Source organism: Photorhabdus heterorhabditis (assembly GCF_018448905.1).
GTDB classification, from domain to species: Bacteria; Pseudomonadota; Gammaproteobacteria; order Enterobacterales; family Enterobacteriaceae; genus Photorhabdus; species Photorhabdus heterorhabditis.
This window is the reverse complement of sequence record NZ_RCWA01000047.1, coordinates 1-22,431: the sequence shown is the minus strand read 5'-3', so window position 1 is coordinate 22,431 and position 22,431 is coordinate 1. Positions and strand designations below refer to the sequence as shown.

The following is a 22,431-nucleotide window of genomic DNA, read 5'->3' as shown; positions in this document are numbered from 1 at the left end:
CTAATAATCATCTGGCTATTAGTGCAATTCTATCAATAAACTACAATATGTAATTACAGCTACTATCAATTTTGATCTCTCTAATACCCATCCACTGAGTAAAAATAGATAAGAAACTGAAAACACTTCAGGAAAGAAGAAATATATTTTTATCTTAAATTTCTCCATAAAAGATCTTAATAACAGATGGACAATCTGCCACCCATGTTTTTTGGTATTTGAAATTAATTTAACATCCAATCGTGATAATGTTCCTACAATCATCTGATTGCAGGAGTAAAAACATAAATATTACTAATGTTATGATTGTAGAATAATAACGTCTTTAAAACAGATGACTCAAGTAAAATGCACATCTCTGTTTAAATATGCCAAAGAATGAATTATAAGAATATAAGAAATAGTAAAAAAATACTCACCTATTTCTTCGCTATTTCCCTTGTTTCTTTGACTGATAATATTCAGTCAATGTCATCCCCTGAACTTTGGGTTTAAGATAGTTAAACAACCCTTCTAAGTCCCGATAAAGACGCTCAATTTGTTCCTCATCTTTAAATATCGGGCTACCACCTGGCATAAACTCAGAGGAATGCAGCATGAACTCAATATAATCACTACCTTCTGCCAATGTGTGCTGAACAACTTTTTTCATTTGTTCCAAATTACCACCTTTTGGTCGCAACCAGTTAACAGATGGAGAACGCTGTTTGCCACGTAAGCTATCATATTTCTGCTTAAGGAAATTCATCAACGGTGGATGCTTATATTGAATACTCATTGGTACTTCTAGCAAAGAAGATTCTCCTCGCTTAGAAATATCCTGTAAATCCATAAAATAGGCATAAGATGGAAAGTGACTATAATCAGTTCCACCATTGCCATTAGGATCGCCTTTTGTGAAGCTCCAATTAACTTTTGGTGTTACAGAACAATCAACTTGATAACCATATTCTACTAACAACTCAGCATAATATTCATCAAATGCCCAACGCCCCGCTCGGTGACTTAACATTTTAGTTTGTAGTTTGTCTTCCAATAGGTTAGTCATCAGATCAACCTTCGCTCTGATTTGCTCTTTCGGAAACTCAATCAAATAAGGCTTATAGCGCATATCATCGTCTGTAAGAGGAACCAACGGTGGACTATTCCAGGCATGTAAATGCATGCCAATTTCGCCCTGGCCTCTGGCAATCACATCTTTAGCAAAATCGATGTATAAGTCATCCATTGCCATCTCATAGTTCGTTAGCCAAACAGGTTTAAAACCAAAACGTTCGCATAGGTCCTGAAATCTTGGCAAATAGTGCGTATTCTCTGTCGAAATCTGACTGTGGTTTCGCCACAAGTCATCACCTTCAGTATCAATAGTGATAATAAATGCTGGTAAAATCATCAGAATCATGCCTAAAACATAACCAAATTTGTGGCTTTATAGTACGCAGGTCAGTGACATAGCGCAATTAACTTATCATTAAGTGGTAATTTTATGTATGCTTCATTTAATTCTGGAACTGGATCGCATTATTTACTTAAACAGGAATAGAGAGTAGCGTCCCCCATGACCCTATATTAAGATTATTATATTGATAATTTGTAGAATAAATATAATGGCAAATAAAACTGGCAATTTTCAACGAATTCTAGTGATAAAACTCCAACATCATGGAGATATGCTATTAATCACGCCAGTAATTAGCACATTAAAACATCATTATCCAGAAGCCGAAATCGATATTTTGCTTTATCAAGAAACTCAGCCAATGTTAGAAAATTCTCCCGATATCTCCCATATTTTTTCCATTGACCGACAATGGAAAAAATTGGGAGCGAAATCACATCTCAGTTATGAATGGCAGTTACTTAAAAAATTACGAAAACGTCATTATAATTTAGTTTTGAATCTGGCAGACCAATGGCGAAGTGCTTTTATCACTTTATTCACTGGCGCACCAATCCGTTTAGGTTTCGATTATCCCAAACGACAGAACTGGAAATGGTATCTCTGCTATACTAAAGTCATTAATACAGAGCAACACCATTCCATGCATACTGTAGAGCAAAATCTTTCCATTCTGAATCCTCTGAATTTGTCCTCATTTATGATTAATGTGAAAATGAATTACAGTGAAAAAGACTTAATCTGGGTAAAAGAAATTTTGGCTCAACACTCTATTAGGCAAAAATATATTGTCATTCAGCCGACATCCCGATGGTTTTTTAAATGCTGGGATGAAAAGAAAATGGCAGAAATAATAACATCGTTAGAAAATGACGGCTGGAAAATTATCTTAACATCAGGTCCAGATGAACAAGAAATAACAATGATAAATAATATATTATCGTATTGTTTCGATAAAAACATAATATCCCTAGCCGGACAATTAACTTTACCCAAATTGGCTGCACTCATTGACCATGCTCAGTTACTGATCGGCGTTGATTCTGTTCCTATACATATGGCTGCCGCTTTAAACACGCCTTGTATTGCACTCTTTGGTCCATCCAAACTAACATTTTGGCGACCATGGCAAGCGATTGGTGAGGTTATTTGGGCTGGAAATTATGGTAGACTGCCCGACCCTGATGATATTGATACCGATACCCAAAAACGGTACCTGAACTTGATCCCAACAGAAGCTGTTATTTCTTCAGCAAGGAGGCTCCTCTTATGAAACATCTGCGTCTGGCTATCATTCGTCAGAAATATCGCCCCGATGGAGGAGCCGAACGCTTCGTTTCAAGGGCACTGGAAGCTTTGAGTAACCAACAATTAGAGCTGAATGTTATAACCCGATCCTGGCAAGGAGAAACTCATCCAAATTGGCATCTTCACTTATGTGATCCGATTAAATTAGGACGAATCAGCCGTGAAAAAGGTTTTGCCAAAGCAGCTCGTTCTATCTGGCAACAAGAAAAATTTGATTTAGTTCAAAGCCATGAAAGAATTGCGGGCTGTGATATTTATCGAGCTGGCGATGGGGTGCACAGCCGCTGGTTATTGCAACGGGCAAAAATTTTACCTAAATGGCGGACAAAGTGGTTATTGAATGATCGCTATCATCGTTATGTCATAAATGTAGAAAAAGAGATGTATTCAGCACCTGAACTCAAAAAAGTCATTTGTAATGCTGAAATGATCAAAAGAGAATTGATAGAGGATTTTAACCTTGCCGAAGATAAAATTTCTGTCATCTATAACGCTATCGACCACCAAAAATTTTACCCTGCAAACCAGCAAACTCGGCTACAACTGCGGGAAAAGAATCACATTCCACTAAATACCAAATGCTTAATTTACGTTGGCTCTGGGTTTGAACGTAAAGGATTAGCTGCCGCAATTAAAGCTGTTGCAAAAACGGGTGATTACTTACTCGTTATTGGCAAAGATAAAGAGCAAAAAAAATATTTAGCACTGGCAAATTCCTTAGGTTGCAACGAACGTATCCGATTTATGGGATTACAAAAACAAACTCTTCCTTTTTACCAGATGGCAGACGCTTTATTACTGCCAACATTGTATGATCCATTTCCAAATGTCATTCTTGAAGCAATGGCCTGCGGTTTACCGGTGATTACCAGTACAACCTGTGGTGGCTCCGAATTTGTCATTCAAGAAAAAAATGGTTTTGTTTGCGACGCTCTTGACATCAGTCAACTAACAGAAGCGATTCAATGTATACCTGATAACATTTTAGGCACAAAAATGTCATCCGAAGCAAGAAACCGCATTCTGAATTCAACACCCGAACATTTATCACAACAACTTATCCATCTTTATCAACGAGTATTGACATAGTGACAGAACATATCCTTTTTATTATTGATGGATTACCGGGTGGGGGCGCAGAAAACGTCACACTCAGGCTCGCCAATGGATTACATCAATTTGGTTATCAAATCTCCATCCTTTCACTCGACACCAGACTGGCTTATACCATCCCTGACGGGATTAATTACCTTGTCGATGCCGATCATTATCAAGGCCCTTTAAGAAAACTTAATGAGCTTAATCGCAGAGCTAAATCTATGGACAAAGTTTTACAGAAACTTTTCCAAGAAAAAAGTAAACCAGCTCTTGTAATCTCTAACCTGCACAAAACTGACAGAATCGTTGTTAAATCAAAAGCTTTAGCTGATTGTAATGTCTGGCATTGCATTCACGGTATTTTTTCTCAATCTTATCTTGGTAATAAGAGCGGACTTGCTTATTGGATCAAGAAAGAAAAAATCAAAAAAACCTATAAAAATAGAAAACTTGTTTGTGTCTCTGATGCAGTAAGTGATGACTTAAAAACAAATATTTCTCTGCAACCAGCAGAAATACTCACTATTTACAATCCATTTGATTTTAAAGAAATCAAAGAAAAAGCAAATCAAGACAATCCTTACCACGGAATAGAATATCTGTTACATGTTGGTCGTTTTCATGTCGTTAAACGCCATGACCGTCTTCTGGAAGCTTTTGCTAAAGCTCAACTTCCTTGTAAGCTACTGATCGTTGGTAAAGGGGAAGAACAAGCTGAATCAGAGATTAAACAGAAAATCAGTGAACTTAATCTTACCGATAAAGTTATTTTAGCTGGCTTTCACGCTAATCCCCTACCTATTATTCGTGAAGCAAAAGCCGTCGTTATCAGTTCAGATAGCGAAGGTTTACCAACTGTTCTGATTGAAGCATTAATCTGTCACACACCGATTGTCAGTACTGTATGCCCAGGTGGTGTCAGTGAGATTATGACAGGTGAGTTAAAACAATATTTATCTCAACTCACGACTGACTCATTAGCTGAGAAAATGCAATTGATTTATAATCACCCCCCTGTAATTACTGAAGATATGTACAAGAAGTTTGATAGTGACCATATACTGCAACAATATATATCACTGATAGATAAACGCAGCTTTTAAGACATCACCCGTCTCTATCCTATACAGATACGCATTTTCACACTTTCCTTGAAGCAGTGTGATACTATTGGCGCTAATTTATATAAATGAATTTGATAGAATGTTATTGCGTTTATATCAGGTACTTCTCTACCTCATCCAACCTCTGATTTGGTTGCGTTTATTACTTCGCAGCCGCAAGGCCCCTGCTTATCGCAAGCGCTGGGGTGAACGTTACGGTTTCTGTGCAGGTAAAGTTGCCGCTGGGGGCATCCTGCTTCATTCAGTTTCCGTGGGTGAGACGTTGGCCGCAATCCCTTTGGTCAGAGCTTTGCGTCATCACTATCCCTTCTTACCGATTACCGTGACGACTATGACGCCAACCGGCTCAGAGAGAGTGCTTTCTGCTTTGGGAAATGATGTTAATCACGTCTATTTGCCGTACGATCTTCCCGGTTCTATGGAGCGCTTTCTCAACCAAGTTAACCCGAAGTTAGTTATCATTATGGAAACAGAGCTTTGGCCTAATCTGATTTTCCAGCTTCATCAACGTAACATTCCTCTAGTGATTGCCAATGCCCGTTTATCTGCACGTTCCGCAATCGGATACCAAAAAATAGGCCATTTCGTAAAAGCAATTTTGCACAAAATTACCTTAATTGCGGCTCAAAATCAGGAAGATGGCGAACGTTTTATTGAATTAGGTTTGAAACGCTCTCAGTTGGCTATCACCGGCAGTTTGAAATTCGATATCTCAGTCACACCAGAACTGGCCGCTAAGGCAGTGACATTACGACGCCAGTGGGCCGCCCGCCGTCCTGTCTGGATAGCTACCAGTACCCACGATGGAGAAGAAAGCATTATTCTGGATGCTCATTGCAAGTTATTAAAACAATACCCAAATCTGCTGCTGATCCTCGTACCACGCCATCCAGAGCGTTTTACTAAAGCTGAAGAGTTAACAAAGAAAGCCGGATTAAGTTATATTCTTCGCAGTTCAGGAAAAATTCCCGAAGCTAATATCCAGGTTGTTATCGGCGATTCTATGGGTGAACTGATGCTGCTCTATGGTATAGCTGATCTAGCTTTTGTTGGTGGCAGCTTGGTTGAACGTGGCGGACATAACCCGCTGGAAGCCGCAGCCCATGCCATTCCAGTGTTAATGGGTCCCCATACCTTTAACTTTAAAGCTATCTGCGCCAAATTGGATCAAGCTAATGGCCTGATTACCGTGACTAACAGCCAATCTCTGTTCACCGAAATCAATAGCTTGCTGACTGATGAAGATTATCGCTTGTACTATGGGCGCCACGCAGCAGAAGTATTGCATGAGAATCAAGGTACTCTTCAACGTCTGCTTAAATTGCTGGAACCCTATCTCCCCCCACGGAGCCACTGAATGAGTAAGAGAAAACGTCTTTCCGTTGTGATGATTACCAAGAATTCAGCGGATCTGATCACAGATTGTCTGGCCTCAGTCAGTTGGGCTGATGAAATCATCGTGCTTGATTCTGGCAGTTCAGACGACACCTGCCAGATAGCACAGACAATGGGCGCAAAAATATTTTCTAATACAGAATGGCCGGGATTTGGTCGCCAGCGCCAGCTAGCCCAGCAATATGCTTCTGGTGATTATATTTTTATGATCGATACAGACGAGCGTGTAACGCCAGAACTGAGAGCATCTATAGAACAAGTTCTGACCCATGCTGATAATAACAAAGTCTACAGTTGCGCCCGACGGAATTTATTTCTTGGCCGCTTTATGAAACACAGTGGCTGGTATCCCGATAGAGTCCTTCGTCTCTATGCGCGTGATCGTTATCAATACAATGATAATCAGGTTCATGAATCGCTTGAAACCCATAGAGCCCCAGTTGTTATTTTGAAAGGAGATTTACTTCATCTTACTTGCCGTGATCTGATGGAATTTCAGGGAAAACAGCTGAATTACGCTAAAGCATGGGCAAAACAACGTCATGAACAAGGTAAGCTATGCAGTTATTTTTCGATTTTCAGCCATACTTTCGGCGCTTTCTTTAAAACCTGGCTATTGCGGGCTGGCTTTCTTGATGGTAAACAGGGGTTAATACTGGCTATCGTTAACGCTCAATATACGTTTAATAAATATGTCGCGTTGTGGGAAAAGAGACAGCAACAAGGGTAAAATTGATGAAAACCAAAGCCATTTATCCCGGAACCTTCGATCCTGTTACCTATGGGCACATCGATATCGTTACCCGTGCTGCGGATATGTTCGACCACGTTCTGTTTGCTATTGCCAATAGTGCCCGGAAGAATCCTGTGTTTACTCTGGATGAACGCGTTGCTATGGCCAAAGAAGTGACCACACACTTGGATAATGTCGAAGTGGTGGGTTTTTGTGAATTGATGGCTAATTTTGCAAAGAAGCAGCAAGCCAATATTCTTATCCGAGGTCTTCGCTCAGTGTCTGATTTTGAGTATGAATGGCAGCTCGCCAATATGAACCGCCACTTTATGCCTGAATTGGAGAGTGTCTTTTTGCTACCATCGCAAAATCTCTCATTTGTATCTTCATCCTTGATTAAAGATGTCGCCCGTCACGATGGCGATATTTCATCATTCTTACCAGAACCTGTTGCACAGGCAATGCTAAAAAAATTAGGTAAATAATTTTCTGAAATTATCGGGGTTAGCGAGGATGTTACCTATCTCTACGCTTCACCCCGATATCCAGCATAAATTAATGCTGACAATGACGGCAAAAGAAAGTGCTACGCTGCCCAAGCTTAATACTTTCTATCTTTCCACCACAAATCCGACACGACTCTCCCGTCCTGCCATAAACAAACAGTTCTTGAGCAAAATAGCCCGGTTTACCGTCAGATTGCAAGAAATCCCTGAGTGTCGTCCCCCCCTGCTCAATAGATCGTTGCAGAACCTTTTTAATCGTTTCTACCAGTAAATACACTTCACGCTCAGTCAACGTATGTGCCGGGCGCTCAGGCTGAATACGGGCAGTGAACAACGCTTCATTTGCATAGATATTCCCAACCCCTACAACTAGCTTGTTATCCATTAGCCAAGGCTTAATCAATGTTTTTTTATTTCTTGATTGAGCGTAAAGATAAGCGCCATTAAAGCCATCAGTAAGTGGCTCAGGCCCTAAATGCGTCAATACTGAACACTGATTGAGGTCATCACTCCATAACCACGCACCAAATCGTCTGGGGTCGGTATAACGCAAAATCTTGCCATCAGCCATGACCAAATCCACATGATCATGTTTCTCCGCAGGGCGTTCTTCCAACAAAATCCGCAAACTACCCGACATACCTAAATGGATAATAATCCAACCCTCTGCCAACTCAATCAGTAAATATTTAGCCCGTCGCCGAACACTGAGTACAAGCCGGTCACTCAGTTTCATGATTTCTTCCGCAACAGGCCAGCGCAACCGCCCATTTCTAACCACCGCATACTGAATTACGTTTCCTACCAGATGTGGTTCTATTCCTCTCCGGCTGGTTTCTACCTCTGGTAGTTCTGGCATGATGATAACTCCTGTATTATGTATATTGTTTTAACTCTATTGCATCTCAGCAGATTAAGATAATATTTTCGTGTATCATTTCCAACCAAACTCAACAGGAATGAAAACAGATTGATGAATATATTTGATATTAAAAATCGCAACAAAAAATCATTATGGAACTTATCCATCATTGGGATTTATATAGCCCTTGTTTATCTGCCTGATATAACAAGATATAAAAATTTGGTTATAATCCTGATTGGTATTACCGCGCTGACCTATCTGGCGACGGATTTTCGTCAAGTGATGCGCTCCATGCGCAATTCATTGTTTCTGTCTATTCTGTTATTCACCTTAGCAATGTTCTATTCAGTGGCGATCTCCGTCGACCCTGCATTGAGCTTTCAAGAGATGAATAAACCCATTCTAAATGGGCTGTTACTGTTCAGTTTTACTTTTCCTATTGTATTGTACAAAGAGAATAAAGAAAATATTGCCAAAATGATTTTATATTCATTTACTATTGGGATGCTGGCAATATGCCTGACTGATATTGGTAAATATCTTATTGACTATAGTAAGGGTGAAATGCCTTTTACCAACTTCGACCACCGGGAATTTTCTTATGGTTTTATTTTCTATTTCCCTATCTTACTCTGCACCTGGGCGTTGTGGAAAAAGCATACCTTAACGAGTTGGTTGATATTGGCCATTGCTTCCGCAATAAGCTTGTTTTTGCTATTAGGTACTCTGGCCCGTGGTGCTTGGGTAGCTGTTGTTGTTATAACTGCTTTCATTATCATTATTAATCGGGAATGGAAACTAACACTTGTAGCAACAATATGTCTGGGTTTACTAACAGCCACAACACACTTAACCTCCATAGATAATAGCACTCCCAAACTACTAGTTTATAAGCTCACACAAACAGATAGTACACATCGATATACTAATGGTGTACAAAGTTCTGCTCTGGCTTTAATTATAGAAAACCCGATTAAAGGCTATGGTTATGGCAATAAAGTCTACCATAAGGTTTACAATGAACGAGTGGCTGATTATCCAGACTGGATATTTCGTACCTCCATCGGCCCCCACAATATTTTTCTGGCATTTTGGTTTGCGGGTGGAGTAATCGGCCTAATCACAACCTTACTGATGACCTTCTCCGCGCTGTATACTGGTAGCCATATTATTGCCCGTAACAGTGGTATAATAAAGCAGGCTGGCATTATTCTATTAACTGGATTTATTGGACTATTTATTGTCCGTGGAGCTTTTGAAAATACCTATATTAATGAGATAGGCATTTTGCTCGGTTTGATGATTGCACTATACCCAATAGATTTCAAGATGCATCGCGACGGCAAGGGAGCGAATCCCCGGGAGCATAGCTAACTATGTCATAGATAACACTGTGACCGGGGTGAGAGAGTGCAGCCAACAAAGAAGCAACTTGAAAGATAACAGGTATATATAAAAAGAAAAGTGAGTAATCAATCAGGTACCCCGGTCATATCATCAGTGACTGTAATATGACCACCATCAGACCAATTATTATGCAGAAATATCCTTTGATATTATCTGCATAATAAGTCTGGCTCGCTGATCCCAATTAAAGCGCTCTGTTACCAGCATTTTTGCATAACTGGTTTGTACTTTAACTTTTCCCGGATTAGCTCTCAATAACCGAATTTGCTCAGCAAAACTTTCCGCATTCTCACTATCGGCAAAACTCACTGCATTTTCATCAACCACATCACGAATAGAAGGAAAATCAGAGATAACCACAGGTTTACCCATCGCCATATATTCGAATAATTTCAGTGGTGAGGTATAACGGCTACCAATGCTGGTCTTAGTTAATGGCAACAGACAAATATCATTATCTGCAATCATCTGAAAACGTAATTTAGGTTGAATAAACCCCAGAAAATTAACTTTGTCACAAACACCAATCTGCTGAGCAATCTGTTGTAACTGTTTAATTTGTTCTGGCTCACCACCAGCAATATTCAGTACTGCATTTTCAAGATACATCATCGCTTCAATCGCCGTTGGAATACCTTTCCAACGATGCAAACTTCCCAGATAAAGAATCTGGGTTGGTAATTCACGGTCATTTGATACAAGTTTATCTAATGATATCGATTCCACGGCCAACATATCCACACCATCTGGGGCCACAACAATTGGTGTGCTAACACTATATCCACTGATAATGTCATCACTCAGTAACGACGTCAGAACAAAAATAACCCTAGACTGACTATAAACAAAGTGCTCGGCTTCTTTCAGTTTCTGATATTTATACTGATTTTTATTTTTACTCAAATCATGTGATTCTTTAAATGACTGAGCAAAAATTTCATGACTTTCAAAAAACAGAGGAATTTCTGGATGTTCACATAATAGATATTTTGCCATTTTCAAATTACGGGTAAAAACAGCATCTACCTTATTCTTTTTCAGCCAACAGGAAACCTGGAAATAGAACATCTTTTGAGTATTGAGCGGAAAGTACCATTTACGCCGGATATTGCGTAAAGGAACCCGTTTAGCTAATGATGATAATGTGCGCCCAAGTATCTCCTCAGCAGTAATTGTACCCTCTGGCGTAACCAAGTACACATTAGCCCCCTGACGGGCAAATGCGTCAACATTCTGTAGGATTTGTAATGATGCCACCCGATAATCTGGAACCGGATAGGGGTCGATATAGGCAATCTTCATTATTTATCTATTGCTTTCAGTAAACGATTTGCTGAATGCTCCCAGGTATACATTGTTTCGATCCGCTGACGAGCTTGCCTTCCCATATTTTGCCCTCTGTCTGGCTGGGACAATAAAACATTAACCGCATCGACAATGGCTGAAGCATCCCCTGGAGTGACCAAAATACCTGAATTATTTTCATTACCGACAACTTCAGGTATGCCTCCGATATAACTGGCAATAACAGGTCTGCCACACGCCATAGCTTCAGCGATAGTGATCCCAAACGCTTCATCACCAATGCTTGGGAAGATCCCCGCATCACCAGCAGCATAATATTCAGGCAATTGATCATGTCCTACCGGTGGATGGAAGATTACCTGTCCTTCTAGTCGCAGTGCTGCAACCCGTTTCTCCAACCGTTGCAGATCTTCACCCGCGCCGATAATCAACAACTTAACATCTTGATCCCGTAGCTGAGCCATTGCATCAATGGCTACATGCATACCTTTCCAGCCAACCAGACGCCCAGCAAAAGTCAACAAAAACGTTTTATCACTGATCCCAAGATGAGTTCTGACAGAAGAATCTGCCGGCCTGAATTTATTAATATCAACCCCGTTGTAAATAACCTGCGGAAATTGTTTAAAATGGTGCTGAATCTGCCAAGCATTAAAATGACTACATGCCACCCAAGCTGAAATTTTCTTACTCAGCTTCCTGTCCCCCTTGAAGAAGCTGGTACCTCCGCTCATATAGCAAAACTTAGTACGGCTCTCTTTTGGCATCATTCGTGGCCAAAAAAAATCAAACGGCTTAGTTAGAATAATCCAATCAAAATCTTCGGCAATAACAGCATGGCGAGCATGGCGGGCAAATGAGTAACGTTCAACAATACGCTGAAAACGGCGACCAAGATTAATCACTTTCTCTCTGGAGATGAACGGAAAAGTATGGATCTGTATGGATCTGCCACTGAGATCTGGTTGAACATTACCCGTTCCACCAAAAATATGAATTTCATGACCTGCATCAGTCAGTGCTTTCGCAAGCTCCCAAACTGCCGTCTGAATACCACCGTAAGACACGGTTACAGTGACATCAACTAAACCTATTTTCATCTTGTTGTTATCCCTGATGACTGAGTTTCTAGTAACTTTTGAGTTGCCTGCCAGACTTGTTCAACAGATATAACAGACATCGGGTCTTCGCGTGTGGCTTGCATATAATGAATCGGATGTTCAATAACCACCAAATGTGGATGCTGTTGAGGCGCTAAAAAACGACCTGGGTGAAAACTGTGATACATAGCAACCATCGGGATACCTAATGCACCAGCTAAGTGTGTCGGCCCTGTATCAACCCCAACGTACAAATCAAGCTTACTCATCATTGCCGCATTCTGTCGCATTGTCAGTTTACCAGCCAGTGAAGTACATTTCTCAACACCTAGTCTTTCTGCCAGTGATTGTGCAGCAATTTCACCGTCAGTACTGCCTAATAACATAATATGCGAATGTGGATAATGGCTATAAATGTATTGAGCTAATTTATAAAAACGCTCAACTGGCCAGTCACGATAGGCTTTTGCCGGGAAACTTTGTAACTGAAAACCAATCAGAGGTGTATTATCCAAATGATTCTGCCGCATAAAACTGTTAGCAAAATGCAATTCCTCTTCACTAATACAGTAATTCAACTGCCAGTCACTTACTTCAACCCCTATCGCGCTAGCAAGCATGGCTCGTTCCTGCTGAGCTGGCATCAACTGCTCTGGCTTTTTTACCGTCAGCCAATCAGGTTGCAACAAAGACTTATCTGAAAATGAAACTGTTAAGCGTGATTTACGTTTCGCATACTGCAATAAAGGCTTATCGTCGTTATATACTAAAGCTATATCATAATGTCTACGGGTAAACCAGCCACACCATTTTGCCTTGCCTTTTGAAAAGGCAGTCAGTTGATTGATATCACTTATATTTTCAAGGATCTGTTTAGTTCTTTTATGCGCCATAACATCAATATTCGCATCAGGCCATTTCTGCTTTAAAGCACGAATAACCGGCGTTACCAATAAGGTGTCACCGAAACGTGCTATAATAATGACCAGAATATTTTTGATTTGCATAAGATAATTATCTGATTAATCTGTTATAAAATTCAACAAAAGATACAATAAAACTACTTTATATACGATTGTTCGAAACAGGGTAATTTAATTAACAATCCATTAAAAGTAACCTTCACATCAATGAGTTAAATATCACCCAAAACCATAGACCAAAGAATAGAGCTTAGAATAAATCGCAAAAAATGTTAACGTTTTTTATCTTTAATGCTACAAGCAAAAATCTTTTCCATTTTATCCAACATATTATCCATTCCGAATAAAGCCTTTGCACGCTCTAATGAAGAATGGCTGAATTGTAAACGCAATTCATTATTATGCATCAATAAATCTAAACTTCCTGTCAATAATGCTGCATTTCTGGGTTCCACAATATAACCCGTTTCACCATCAATTACCGCTTCGGTAATTGCCCCCACTGAAGTTGATACGACAGGTATCCCACAAGCCATTGCCTGCATAATCCCTTGTGGCACACCTTCATTACCAAAAGAAGGTAATGCAAATAGATCCATCGCATTCAAACAATCAGGAACATCTTGCCGGTTACCCAAGAAAATGACACTGTCCGACAAACCTTCCTGCTTCACTAAAGGTTCTAGTGATTTACGTTGTGGACCATCACCAACAAATAAAAGTTGCCAGTCAGGGTATTTCTGGTGAAGAAATTTCCAACTTTCCAACAAATAGCGATGCCCTTTCCAGGTTCTCATGGTCGCAACGACACCTAATGTCGGTTTATCCTGAATCCCAATCCTCTGACGACAGACCTTCTTATCTTCTGGTCGAAAACGACCTAAATCAATGCCGGTCGGTACTGATGTCATATGCTGTAATGGATAACGATTATTTACATGCAGATGCTGACGTAGTTTTTCACCTGTAGTCGCAATATGCTGGCACGCTTTCAGATACAACCAGCGGGTTGTTATTGAAGTAGATACATTGGTAGAAACATGCCGGGTTCTGACCATTGGTGGCATATGCCTTAATGTTGCACAAGCCACGGCAACCAACCATGAATCTGTAGAGCTATGCGTATTAATAACATCAAACTGACGGCCTTCTCTTTTCAACCAATTACGCATAGCAAGAAAGCAAGACAAACGTTTTTTTTCAATAGGCAAGGCAACAACCGGAACACCATAAGATTTTGCTTCGCGGTAGATATTAGAATCAGGACAGCAGATGATAACTACCTTATGCCCACGTTTTATCATCCCTTGGGATTCCGTCAGAATACGTATCTCCTGGCCTCCCCAACCACAAGAAGATTCTGTATGTAAAATATTTAGTTTTTCTTTAGCCATTTCAGTTCTATATCCAGCCTACCGGAAGGCGTTAGTATAGCGAAACAGCATTTTACGTCTACGAATAACAGGATATATATGAAATGCTGAGAAGAAAGAGTGAATATCTGTTTTAAAATTCTTCAGGCAACAAAAAACCCGACCTAAGCCGGGTTTTTATCAAATCAGCCAGAATTACTTAATCTTAGCTTCTTTGTACATTACATACTGACGAACAACTGGATCGAATTTTTTCATTTCCAGCTTTTCAGGCATAGTACGCTTGTTCTTCGTAGTGGTATAGAAGTGACCAGTACCAGCTGAAGAAACCAGCTTGATTTTATCGCGAATACCTTTAGCCATTTTTCAGCTCCTTAGTACTTCTCACCGCGGGTACGAAGTTCAGCCAGAACTGCATCAATACCCTTCTTATCAATCACACGCATACCTTTAGCAGATACACGCAGAGTTACAAAGCGCTTCTCGGACTCAACCCAGAAACGGTGGGAATGCAGGTTAGGCAAAAAACGACGCTTAGTCGCATTCAATGCGTGAGAGCGGTTATTACCACTCATCGGGCGTTTGCCAGTAACTTGGCAGACTCGGGACATGTCTATTCTCCAAAAATCAAATCAGCTCGAGCTTTGTATTGGGTATGGCCGCCTCGTCAGGCTTAGGAGCCCATCTCAGCAAATTCTACTGAAAAGACTCACATTTACTCAGAAAATGTGCTGAGATAGGCTCTTCTCGCCAAACCAAAGATCCTCAAAGGTGGCGTAGTATACGCCCTCAATCGCTGACGCTCAAGTCCCGCACAACTAAAGATCCCCAAGGATCTTGAAAAAGTTAGACTAAATCCATCCCCGTTCAGCAAATGAAACACAACATTGTCGGCCAATAACAAGATGATCCAGTACCTGTATGCCAACCAGATTACAGGCATCAATGACTTTATCAGTGACTATCTTATCCGCCAAGCTGGGTTCTGCATGACCTGATGGATGATTATGTGCCAAGATAATGGACGAAGCATTCACCTTTATCGCCAATCTGACAATTTCACGAGGATGAACTTCAACTTTATTGATTGTGCCTTTAAACATCTCCTCATGGCAGATAACTTTATTTTGATTATTGAGAAACAACACAACAAATATTTCCCTGTCACGCCCTGATAATAAGTTTTGCAAATATTCTCGGGTTACACTTGGGCTACTCATAATATCTTCATGTATGAACTGGCTGGAGAAAAAACGCTTTGCCAGTTCTGCAATGGCTTGCAGTTGCGCGTATTTAGCTAATCCCATTCCTTTATGAGAACAGAAAGTGTCATAATCAGCAGAGAGTACATGGTATAGAGACCCAAACTCTTTCAGCAGAAATTCAGCCATCCGTAAAACAGGAAGACCTCTAGTTCCGGTACGCAGAAAAATAGCCAGTAACTCGGCATCTGTCAGAGAAACCGAGCCATACGCCAGCAATTTTTCTCTGGGAGCTAAATTCGAATATATTTCTTCTGTATTTTCAGCAATATTAACTTCCATATATTCATCTCCCGGCTCTGTTTCATCTGATACAAGCAGTATTCCATGCCGTAAAAATAAGCGCGAATGTCATAATCAAGAGCTGCGTAGCCGCTCGCAAACTTACCTTTTTTTACTATCAAAACTCAGACTATCCTCAACTCTGTAATCTCTTGTGATAAAATCCAAAACCCTTTCAACTTATATTCGGACAATCATGATGGCAGGACTTTCCGGCAAACAGATTGTGCTCGGTATCAGCGGAGGGATCGCCGCTTACAAAACTCCCGAGTTAATACGCCGTTTGCGTGATCGCGGTGCGCAGGTACGTGTAGTGATGACACCGGCAGCAGAAGCATTTATTACCCCACTGACATTGCAGGCAGTTTCCGGTTACCCCATTTCTGACGACCTATTAGACCCAGCAGCAGAAGCCGCTATGGGGCACATTGAACTTGGCAAATGGGCTGAACTTATTATCCTTGCCCCTGCTACTGCGGATTTACTCGCTCGCTTGGTGGCTGGTATGGCTAATGATCTGTTAACAACTGTCTGTCTGGCTTCCTCAGCCCCCATTGCTGCGGTTCCTGCGATGAATCAGCAAATGTTTCGTGCCCAAGCAACACAACATAATCTCAAAATTCTTGAAGAACGGGGAGTTCTCCTGTGGGGTCCCGACAATGGCAACCAAGCTTGTGGTGACGTTGGCCCAGGTAGGATGCTGGACCCAATGGCAATTGTCGAACTGGCCGAACAACATTTTCAAGCAAGCCAAGATTTAGCTCACCTAAAACTTGCTATTACCGCTGGACCAACTCGTGAAGCGCTGGACCCAGTCCGCTTTATCAGTAATCACAGCTCCGGCAAAATGGGATTTGCTATCGCCCAAGCTGCCGCGACACGCGGTGCGGAAGTCACGCTGATCACAGGCCCGGTTCATTTACCAACACCACCGGGTGTCAAGCGAATCGACGTAACCAGTGCCTTAGAAATGAATGAACAAGCACAGATAGTAGCCGGTTCACAGCACATCTTTATTGGTTGTGCTGCCGTTGCAGATTACCGCGCTAAACAAATTGCTACAGAAAAAATTAAAAAACAGGGTGATGAGGTCACTTTCACCTTGATTAAAAACCCAGATATTGTTGCTAATGTGGCAACAATGCAAGAAAACCGTCCTTTTGTAGTAGGATTTGCAGCAGAAACCCAGAATGTGGAAGAATACGCACGCAAAAAACTGAACCAAAAACATTTGGATCTAATTTGTGCAAATGATGTATCCCTTACTGGCCACGGCTTTAACAGCGATACTAATGCATTACATTTGTTCTGGCATGAGGGAGAAATCCGCTTACCTCATAGTAATAAATTATTACTCAGCCACCATTTATTAGACGAGATAGTCAGACGCTATGATGAAAAAAATCGACGTTAAAATCCTTGACCCACGTATCGGAAAGGAATTTCCCCTGCCAACTTATGCCACCCCGGGTTCCGCCGGTTTAGACTTGCGGGCTTGCCTTGATAAAGCAGTAGAACTGGCGCCTGGACAAACTGAACTTCTTCCGACCGGGCTTGCCATTCATATTGGTGATGAGCAACTGGCAGCCGTTATTCTGCCTCGTTCTGGCCTTGGACATAAACATGGCGTCGTTTTGGGTAATCTGGTTGGCTTGATTGACTCCGATTATCAAGGCCAACTGATGGTTTCGGTCTGGAACCGTGGTGATAAAACTTTTACTGTCGAACCGGGCGAACGTATCGCTCAGATGGTTTTTGTACCTGTCGTTCAGGCTGAATTCAATTTGGTAGAAGATTTTGCAGCCAGTGAGAGAGGCTGCGGTGGTTTTGGTCATTCCGGGCGCCAATAACTCTCTGTAAAACCTAATACCGTTCACCCATTATCATATCCTTTGCTCAATGATATTTGAGCAAAGGATTGCTGATTTGTTTTGCTGTTCTTAGCAGGGGTCTTATCCGATATGGCAGAAAACGAAAATATGAAGAAAAGAAACAGGCGCGAGGAAATCTTGCAGGCTTTAGCGCATATGTTACAGTCCCGTGATGGTAGCCATCGGATAACCACCGCTAAACTGGCCGCCAATGTAGGTGTTTCCGAAGCCGCACTCTACCGGCATTTTCCCAGTAAAACCCAGATGTTTGACAGTCTGATTGAGTTTATCGAAAACTCATTAATTTCACGGATTAACCTGATTCTGCAAGACGAGAAAGATACCATTGCTCGTATTCGCCTGATATTAGCCTTGATTCTAGGCTTCTCAGAAAAAAACCCGGGGCTGACTCGTATCATGACAGGCCATGCTCTGATGTTTGAACAAAACCGGCTGCAAGAGCGCATAAATCAATTATTTGAACGAATTGAAGTACAGCTCCGTCAGGTTTTGAAAGAGAAAAAATTACGTGATGGGCACGGTTTCAGTTATGATGAGTCGCTGTTAGCCTCCCAATTACTGGCATTTTGTGAAGGGATGCTATCACGCTTTGTCCGCTCAGAATTCCACTATCGTCCAACACAGGAATTTGAAGCGCGCTGGCCATTATTACGGGCTCAGTTACAATGATTTATTCTACTACTCACCCCGCCCGCTATTGGGCGAGGGCTTTTTTTAAAACTGACTATCAAATACCATACTGCTCACGATATGCTTCCACTGCATCCAAATGCGCTTTCATTTCTGGTTGACCCCCTAAATAATGAATCAAATCATTCAAGGTAATAATGGAAGACACTTTGCAGCTGTAATCTCTTTCAACTTCCTGAATTGCCGAAATTTCACCATTCCCACGTTCCTGACGATCAAGACAAATCATCACACCGGCAAGCGTCGCACTATGCTGCTTAATAATTTCCATAGATTCACGGATAGCAGTGCCCGCAGTAATAACATCATCAACCAATACGACATTGCCTTTAAGCGGACTACCGACTAAAGTCCCACCTTCACCATGATTTTTAGCTTCCTTACGGTTAAAACAATATGGCATATCAATATCATGATGCTCTGCCAGTGCAACCGCCGTTGTTGTTGCGATTGGGATACCTTTGTAAGCAGGTCCGAACAACAAATCACATTGAATACCACTATCCAACAATGCTGCCGCATAAAAACGCCCGATTAACGCCAAATCACGCCCGGTATTAAACAGCCCGGCATTAAAGAAATACGGGCTTTTTCGTCCTGATTTCAGGGTAAATTCCCCAAACTTTAATACCTGTTTTTTTAGCGCAAGCTCGATAAATTCGCGCTGATAGGCTTTCATTGGTGTCTCTCCTCTCTACTTAGCTCTAATTATCTGCCATACAACAGGCACAAAAAAGGCGACTATTACGTCGCCTTGATCAACTGAATTATTTTAACGCAGTTCTCTGCGCGGCAAAAATGGTCTCTAGCCCCCCTTTAGCAAGGGACAATAAAGATAGTAACTCATCATGACTAAATGGCTCGCCTTCCGCAGTGCCTTGCACTTCAATCATCCGACCATCTTCCATCATCACAACGTTCATATCAGTTTCAGCCGCTGAATCTTCCACATATTCCAAATCGCAACGACTTTCACTATCCACAATACCAACAGAAACCGCAGCAACCATTGATTTCAGCGGATTCTCTTTCAATTTGCCTGCTTCAACCATTTTATTCAGCGCATCAACCAGAGCTACACAAGCACCAGTAATAGAAGCGGTACGGGTACCACCATCAGCCTGAATGACATCACAATCCAGAGTAATGGTATATTCACCCAATTTTTTCAGATCAATAGCGGCACGCAGTGAACGGGCAATTAGACGCTGGATTTCCATCGTACGTCCTCCCTGTTTGCCTCTCGCTGCTTCACGAGCATTTCGGCTATGGGTAGAGCGCGGTAACATACCATACTCAGCCGTAACCCAACCCCGTCCTTGACCTTTCAAGAAACGGGGAACACCTTCTTCAACGGATGCATTACATAACACCTTGGTATCTCCAAACTCCACCAGAACCGAGCCTTCCGCGTGTTTAGTGTAATGACGAGTTATAGTGATAGGACGCACTTGCTCTGCCGCTCTTCCTGCTGGACGCATAGTGTTATCTCCGTTGTTAAATCATTATTGGGGGCGCATTATACGGCCTAACGGGTCTAATGCCTATCCTACATCTACGACGAGCGTTATAATCCCTTAATCTTTTGTTTAAATGGGAACGAATCATGATTCGTAGTATGACTGCTTTCGCACGGCGAGATATCAAAAGTGAATGGGGAAATGCCGCTTGGGAACTGCGTTCCGTTAATCAGCGTTATTTAGAGACTTATATCCGCCTACCAGAACAATTCAGAAGTTTAGAACCAGTGATCCGTGAGCGTATTCGTTCCCGTCTGACTCGCGGAAAAGTTGAGTGTAACCTACGTTTTGAACTGGACTCACACGCTCAGGGAGAACTCATCTTAAATGAAACCTTGGCAAAACAATTGGTGAATGCGGCAAATTGGGTCAAACAACAGAGTCATGAAGGTGAAATCAATCCTGTTGATATTCTGCGCTGGCCAGGCGTTATGGCTGCGGAAGAGCAAGATCTGGATACTATCAGTACCCAATTGTTGAAAGAATTGGATACAACACTGGATGCCTTTATTCAAAGCCGCGAAACCGAAGGTACCGCACTTAAGACAATGATTGAACAACGTCTGGATGCGGTCACCGAAGAAGTCAGCAAAGTTCGCCAGCAAATGCCTGAAATTATACAATGGCAACGGGAACGCCTGCATACCAAACTGGAAGAAGCTCAGGTACAGCTTGAAAATAATCGTCTCGAACAGGAGTTAGTTCTGCTAGCTCAACGCCTTGATGTAGCAGAAGAATTGGATCGCCTGGACGCTCACGTCAAAGAAACCCGCAATATCCTGAAGAAAAAAGAGGCCGTTGGCCGCCGTCTGGATTTTATGATGCAGGAATTCAACCGCGAATCTAACACACTCGCATCCAAATCCATCAATGCCGATATCACTAATTCCGCAATTGAATTGAAGGTGCTAATTGAGCAGATGAGAGAGCAGATTCAAAACATTGAGTAACGTTTCATAGCGATTCACAACAAATCATCAAGCCAGTATATATTTGTTATATCTGGCTTTTTTACTATCATGGCATTGCAGAGCGAATCACAGTAGCGCATGATTATCGTGTACCACCAGCGATATTGAAACCCATTTAGTGGTACACGGCTATTTTTTACATTGGAGATTGCATAATGCCTAAACTCACAGATAAAGAGATCAGGGCATGGATAAAGTCAGGCGAGCGATTCGAAGGGAAAGCGGACGGTAACGGGCTGTATCTATGCTATCGAAAAACCTTTAAGCACCCTATATGACGTTTTAGATATAAGTTCGCAGGAAAGCCCAGAGTGATAATCTTAGGCTCATACATTGACCTATCGCTAGCCAAAGCACGAGAACTGACTAGAGAACTATCAGCGCGTGTTTCTTTGGGTTATGACGTCGCTATGGAGAAACAGGAACGCAAGGCCGAAGCACTAGCAAAGATTGATGCTGAAAAGAATGCTATAAAGGTATCAGACTTAGCGGCTGAATATTTTGAGCGCCAGATACTACCGCTCTGGAAACACCCCGACATACTCCGTAGACGAATAGATAAAGACATTAACCCTCGCATCGGCAATATGAAGCTGGAGGACGTGAAGCCCCGTCATATTGATGACATGCTCAAAGGGATAGTAGACAGAGGCGCACCGACTATAGCGACCGATGTCTTGCGATGGGTGAGGCGCATATTTGATTACGGTATTAGGCGTCAGCTCATTGATGTAAATCCCTGTTCAGCATTTGAGGTTGCTGATGCTGGTGGGAAGGAAGTATCACGCGATAGATGGCTGACCAGGGAAGAATTAATCAACGTGCTGAGGGCGTTTAGAACGTCAACGATCAGCCGCCAGAATGAAATCAGCTTTAAGATACTGCTTGCCCTATGCTTGCGAAAAATGGAGCTATGTATCAAAACGCAGGGGTTTGAATCTGCACTTTATTCACCGATGAAATACCGCGAAAAATCAGAATGGGAAAATTTTTGTGAGGGTAGTTTAAGCGTGCTTTTGGGCTTTAATCCGCCAATCAGGGAAGGAGGGGTAAGTCGATTCACCCCTAAATTCACTCACTCAATAGATTTTTTGAATGGAAAAATTGCAGATAGTTACTTCTATGAGCATACAGACTCACCAGGACTACGTCAGGGCGCGAGCATACTTTTTTAACGCCTATTGAAAGTAGAGTAATGACATGATCTAATCACGCTTATTTCTCTTCAGATAGCTCAATGATGACTCTGATTGAACACCTCGCCGTTGTTAAAGAAAC

At 41.7% G+C, this 22,431-nt stretch carries 22 protein-coding genes and 1 pseudogene; 12 read left to right on the top strand and 11 right to left on the bottom strand.

The features are described from left to right. Positions 1-430 precede the first annotated feature (430 nt). Positions 431-1,393, bottom strand: a complete 963-nt coding sequence (locus EAE89_RS20005) for a polysaccharide deacetylase family protein (RefSeq protein ID WP_054479966.1) — start codon at positions 1,391-1,393, stop codon at positions 431-433. A 214-nt stretch (positions 1,394-1,607) separates the two neighbouring features. Between EAE89_RS20005 and rfaQ the strand changes: the two genes are divergently transcribed. The 6 genes from rfaQ (at position 1,608) to coaD (ending at position 7,542) form a co-directional block, all read left to right on the top strand. Then, positions 1,608-2,672 carry a putative lipopolysaccharide heptosyltransferase III gene (gene rfaQ / locus EAE89_RS20000; protein WP_149616368.1) on the top strand — a complete coding sequence of 355 codons (1,065 nt, stop codon included), beginning with the start codon at positions 1,608-1,610 and terminating at the stop codon, positions 2,670-2,672. Then, entirely contained in the window at positions 2,669-3,796 is a 1,128-nt protein-coding gene (locus EAE89_RS19995) for a glycosyltransferase family 4 protein (protein WP_214086485.1), read from the top strand. Before rfaQ ends, EAE89_RS19995 begins: the two co-directional genes overlap by 4 nt. After that, positions 3,796-4,908 carry a glycosyltransferase gene (locus tag EAE89_RS19990; protein ID WP_054479969.1) on the top strand — a complete coding sequence of 371 codons (1,113 nt, stop codon included), beginning with the start codon at positions 3,796-3,798 and terminating at the stop codon, positions 4,906-4,908. The genes EAE89_RS19995 and EAE89_RS19990 overlap by 1 nt, the downstream gene beginning before the upstream one ends. A gap of 100 nt (positions 4,909-5,008) precedes the next feature. Continuing rightward, on the top strand, positions 5,009-6,286 hold the full coding sequence (gene waaA, locus EAE89_RS19985; protein ID WP_054479970.1) for a lipid IV(A) 3-deoxy-D-manno-octulosonic acid transferase: 1,278 nt from the start codon (positions 5,009-5,011) through the stop codon (positions 6,284-6,286). Next, entirely contained in the window at positions 6,287-7,054 is a 768-nt protein-coding gene (locus tag EAE89_RS19980) for a glycosyltransferase family 2 protein (protein ID WP_166304458.1), read from the top strand. It abuts the gene before it with no gap. Between the two features lie 5 nt (positions 7,055-7,059). Then, entirely contained in the window at positions 7,060-7,542 is a 483-nt protein-coding gene (gene coaD, locus EAE89_RS19975) for a pantetheine-phosphate adenylyltransferase (RefSeq protein WP_054479972.1), read from the top strand. A 70-nt stretch (positions 7,543-7,612) separates the two neighbouring features. Here coaD and mutM read toward each other — a convergent pair whose 3' ends face one another. Beyond that, positions 7,613-8,422: a bifunctional DNA-formamidopyrimidine glycosylase/DNA-(apurinic or apyrimidinic site) lyase gene (mutM, locus tag EAE89_RS19970; protein ID WP_214086484.1), complete on the bottom strand. Its 810-nt coding sequence runs from the start codon at positions 8,420-8,422 to the stop codon at positions 7,613-7,615. A 114-nt stretch (positions 8,423-8,536) separates the two neighbouring features. Here mutM and rfaL point away from each other — a divergent pair, with 114 nt between their 5' ends. Then, on the top strand, positions 8,537-9,802 hold the full coding sequence (gene rfaL / locus EAE89_RS19965) for an O-antigen ligase RfaL (RefSeq protein WP_244866648.1): 1,266 nt from the start codon (positions 8,537-8,539) through the stop codon (positions 9,800-9,802). Between the two features lie 159 nt (positions 9,803-9,961). Here the strand turns inward: rfaL and EAE89_RS19960 are convergent, their stop codons facing one another. From EAE89_RS19960 to radC, 7 genes are all read right to left on the bottom strand, one after another. Further along, positions 9,962-11,137, bottom strand: a complete 1,176-nt coding sequence (locus EAE89_RS19960; protein WP_054479975.1) for a glycosyltransferase family 4 protein — start codon at positions 11,135-11,137, stop codon at positions 9,962-9,964. After that, positions 11,137-12,240 (bottom strand): glycosyltransferase family 4 protein, encoded by a 1,104-nt coding sequence (locus EAE89_RS19955; RefSeq protein WP_149616362.1) that lies wholly within the window; start codon positions 12,238-12,240, stop codon positions 11,137-11,139. Before EAE89_RS19955 ends, EAE89_RS19960 begins: the two co-directional genes overlap by 1 nt. Next, complete coding sequence (locus tag EAE89_RS19950) at positions 12,237-13,247, bottom strand: glycosyltransferase family 9 protein (protein WP_054479977.1); 1,011 nt, start codon at positions 13,245-13,247, stop codon at positions 12,237-12,239. Before EAE89_RS19950 ends, EAE89_RS19955 begins: the two co-directional genes overlap by 4 nt. A gap of 188 nt (positions 13,248-13,435) precedes the next feature. Beyond that, the gene (locus tag EAE89_RS19945; RefSeq protein WP_149616363.1) at positions 13,436-14,557 is read right to left on the bottom strand and encodes a glycosyltransferase family 4 protein; all 1,122 of its coding nucleotides are present in this window, start codon (positions 14,555-14,557) and stop codon (positions 13,436-13,438) included. 174 nt (positions 14,558-14,731) lie between these two features. Next, the gene (rpmG, locus tag EAE89_RS19940) at positions 14,732-14,899 is read right to left on the bottom strand and encodes a 50S ribosomal protein L33 (RefSeq protein ID WP_054479979.1); all 168 of its coding nucleotides are present in this window, start codon (positions 14,897-14,899) and stop codon (positions 14,732-14,734) included. Between the two features lie 11 nt (positions 14,900-14,910). Beyond that, the gene (gene rpmB / locus EAE89_RS19935) at positions 14,911-15,147 is read right to left on the bottom strand and encodes a 50S ribosomal protein L28 (protein ID WP_004265123.1); all 237 of its coding nucleotides are present in this window, start codon (positions 15,145-15,147) and stop codon (positions 14,911-14,913) included. A 240-nt stretch (positions 15,148-15,387) separates the two neighbouring features. Further along, positions 15,388-16,080, bottom strand: coding sequence for a RadC family protein (gene radC / locus EAE89_RS19930; protein WP_054479980.1), 693 nt, complete (start codon positions 16,078-16,080; stop codon positions 15,388-15,390). A gap of 196 nt (positions 16,081-16,276) precedes the next feature. Between radC and coaBC the strand changes: the two genes are divergently transcribed. The 3 genes from coaBC (at position 16,277) to slmA (ending at position 18,641) form a co-directional block, all read left to right on the top strand. Beyond that, positions 16,277-17,494, top strand: a complete 1,218-nt coding sequence (gene coaBC, locus EAE89_RS19925; protein WP_054479981.1) for a bifunctional phosphopantothenoylcysteine decarboxylase/phosphopantothenate--cysteine ligase CoaBC — start codon at positions 16,277-16,279, stop codon at positions 17,492-17,494. Next, a complete protein-coding gene (gene dut, locus EAE89_RS19920) occupies positions 17,472-17,930 on the top strand; it encodes a dUTP diphosphatase (RefSeq protein ID WP_054479982.1) in 459 nt (152 codons plus the stop codon). The genes coaBC and dut overlap by 23 nt, the downstream gene beginning before the upstream one ends. Before the next feature lie 111 nt (positions 17,931-18,041). Further along, positions 18,042-18,641 (top strand): nucleoid occlusion factor SlmA, encoded by a 600-nt coding sequence (slmA, locus tag EAE89_RS19915; RefSeq protein ID WP_214086482.1) that lies wholly within the window; start codon positions 18,042-18,044, stop codon positions 18,639-18,641. A 58-nt stretch (positions 18,642-18,699) separates the two neighbouring features. Here the strand turns inward: slmA and pyrE are convergent, their stop codons facing one another. Both pyrE and rph read right to left on the bottom strand, forming a co-directional pair. Beyond that, positions 18,700-19,341: an orotate phosphoribosyltransferase gene (pyrE, locus tag EAE89_RS19910; protein WP_054479984.1), complete on the bottom strand. Its 642-nt coding sequence runs from the start codon at positions 19,339-19,341 to the stop codon at positions 18,700-18,702. 88 nt (positions 19,342-19,429) lie between these two features. Further along, entirely contained in the window at positions 19,430-20,143 is a 714-nt protein-coding gene (gene rph / locus EAE89_RS19905) for a ribonuclease PH (protein ID WP_214086481.1), read from the bottom strand. A 125-nt stretch (positions 20,144-20,268) separates the two neighbouring features. Between rph and EAE89_RS19900 the strand changes: the two genes are divergently transcribed. Together EAE89_RS19900 and EAE89_RS19895 are read left to right on the top strand one after the other, a co-directional pair. Continuing rightward, positions 20,269-21,132 (top strand): YicC/YloC family endoribonuclease, encoded by an 864-nt coding sequence (locus tag EAE89_RS19900; protein WP_054479986.1) that lies wholly within the window; start codon positions 20,269-20,271, stop codon positions 21,130-21,132. A 176-nt stretch (positions 21,133-21,308) separates the two neighbouring features. Continuing rightward, positions 21,309-22,070, top strand: a pseudogene (locus EAE89_RS19895) (tyrosine-type recombinase/integrase); the annotation flags it as partial. Between the last annotated feature and the right edge of the window lie 361 nt (positions 22,071-22,431).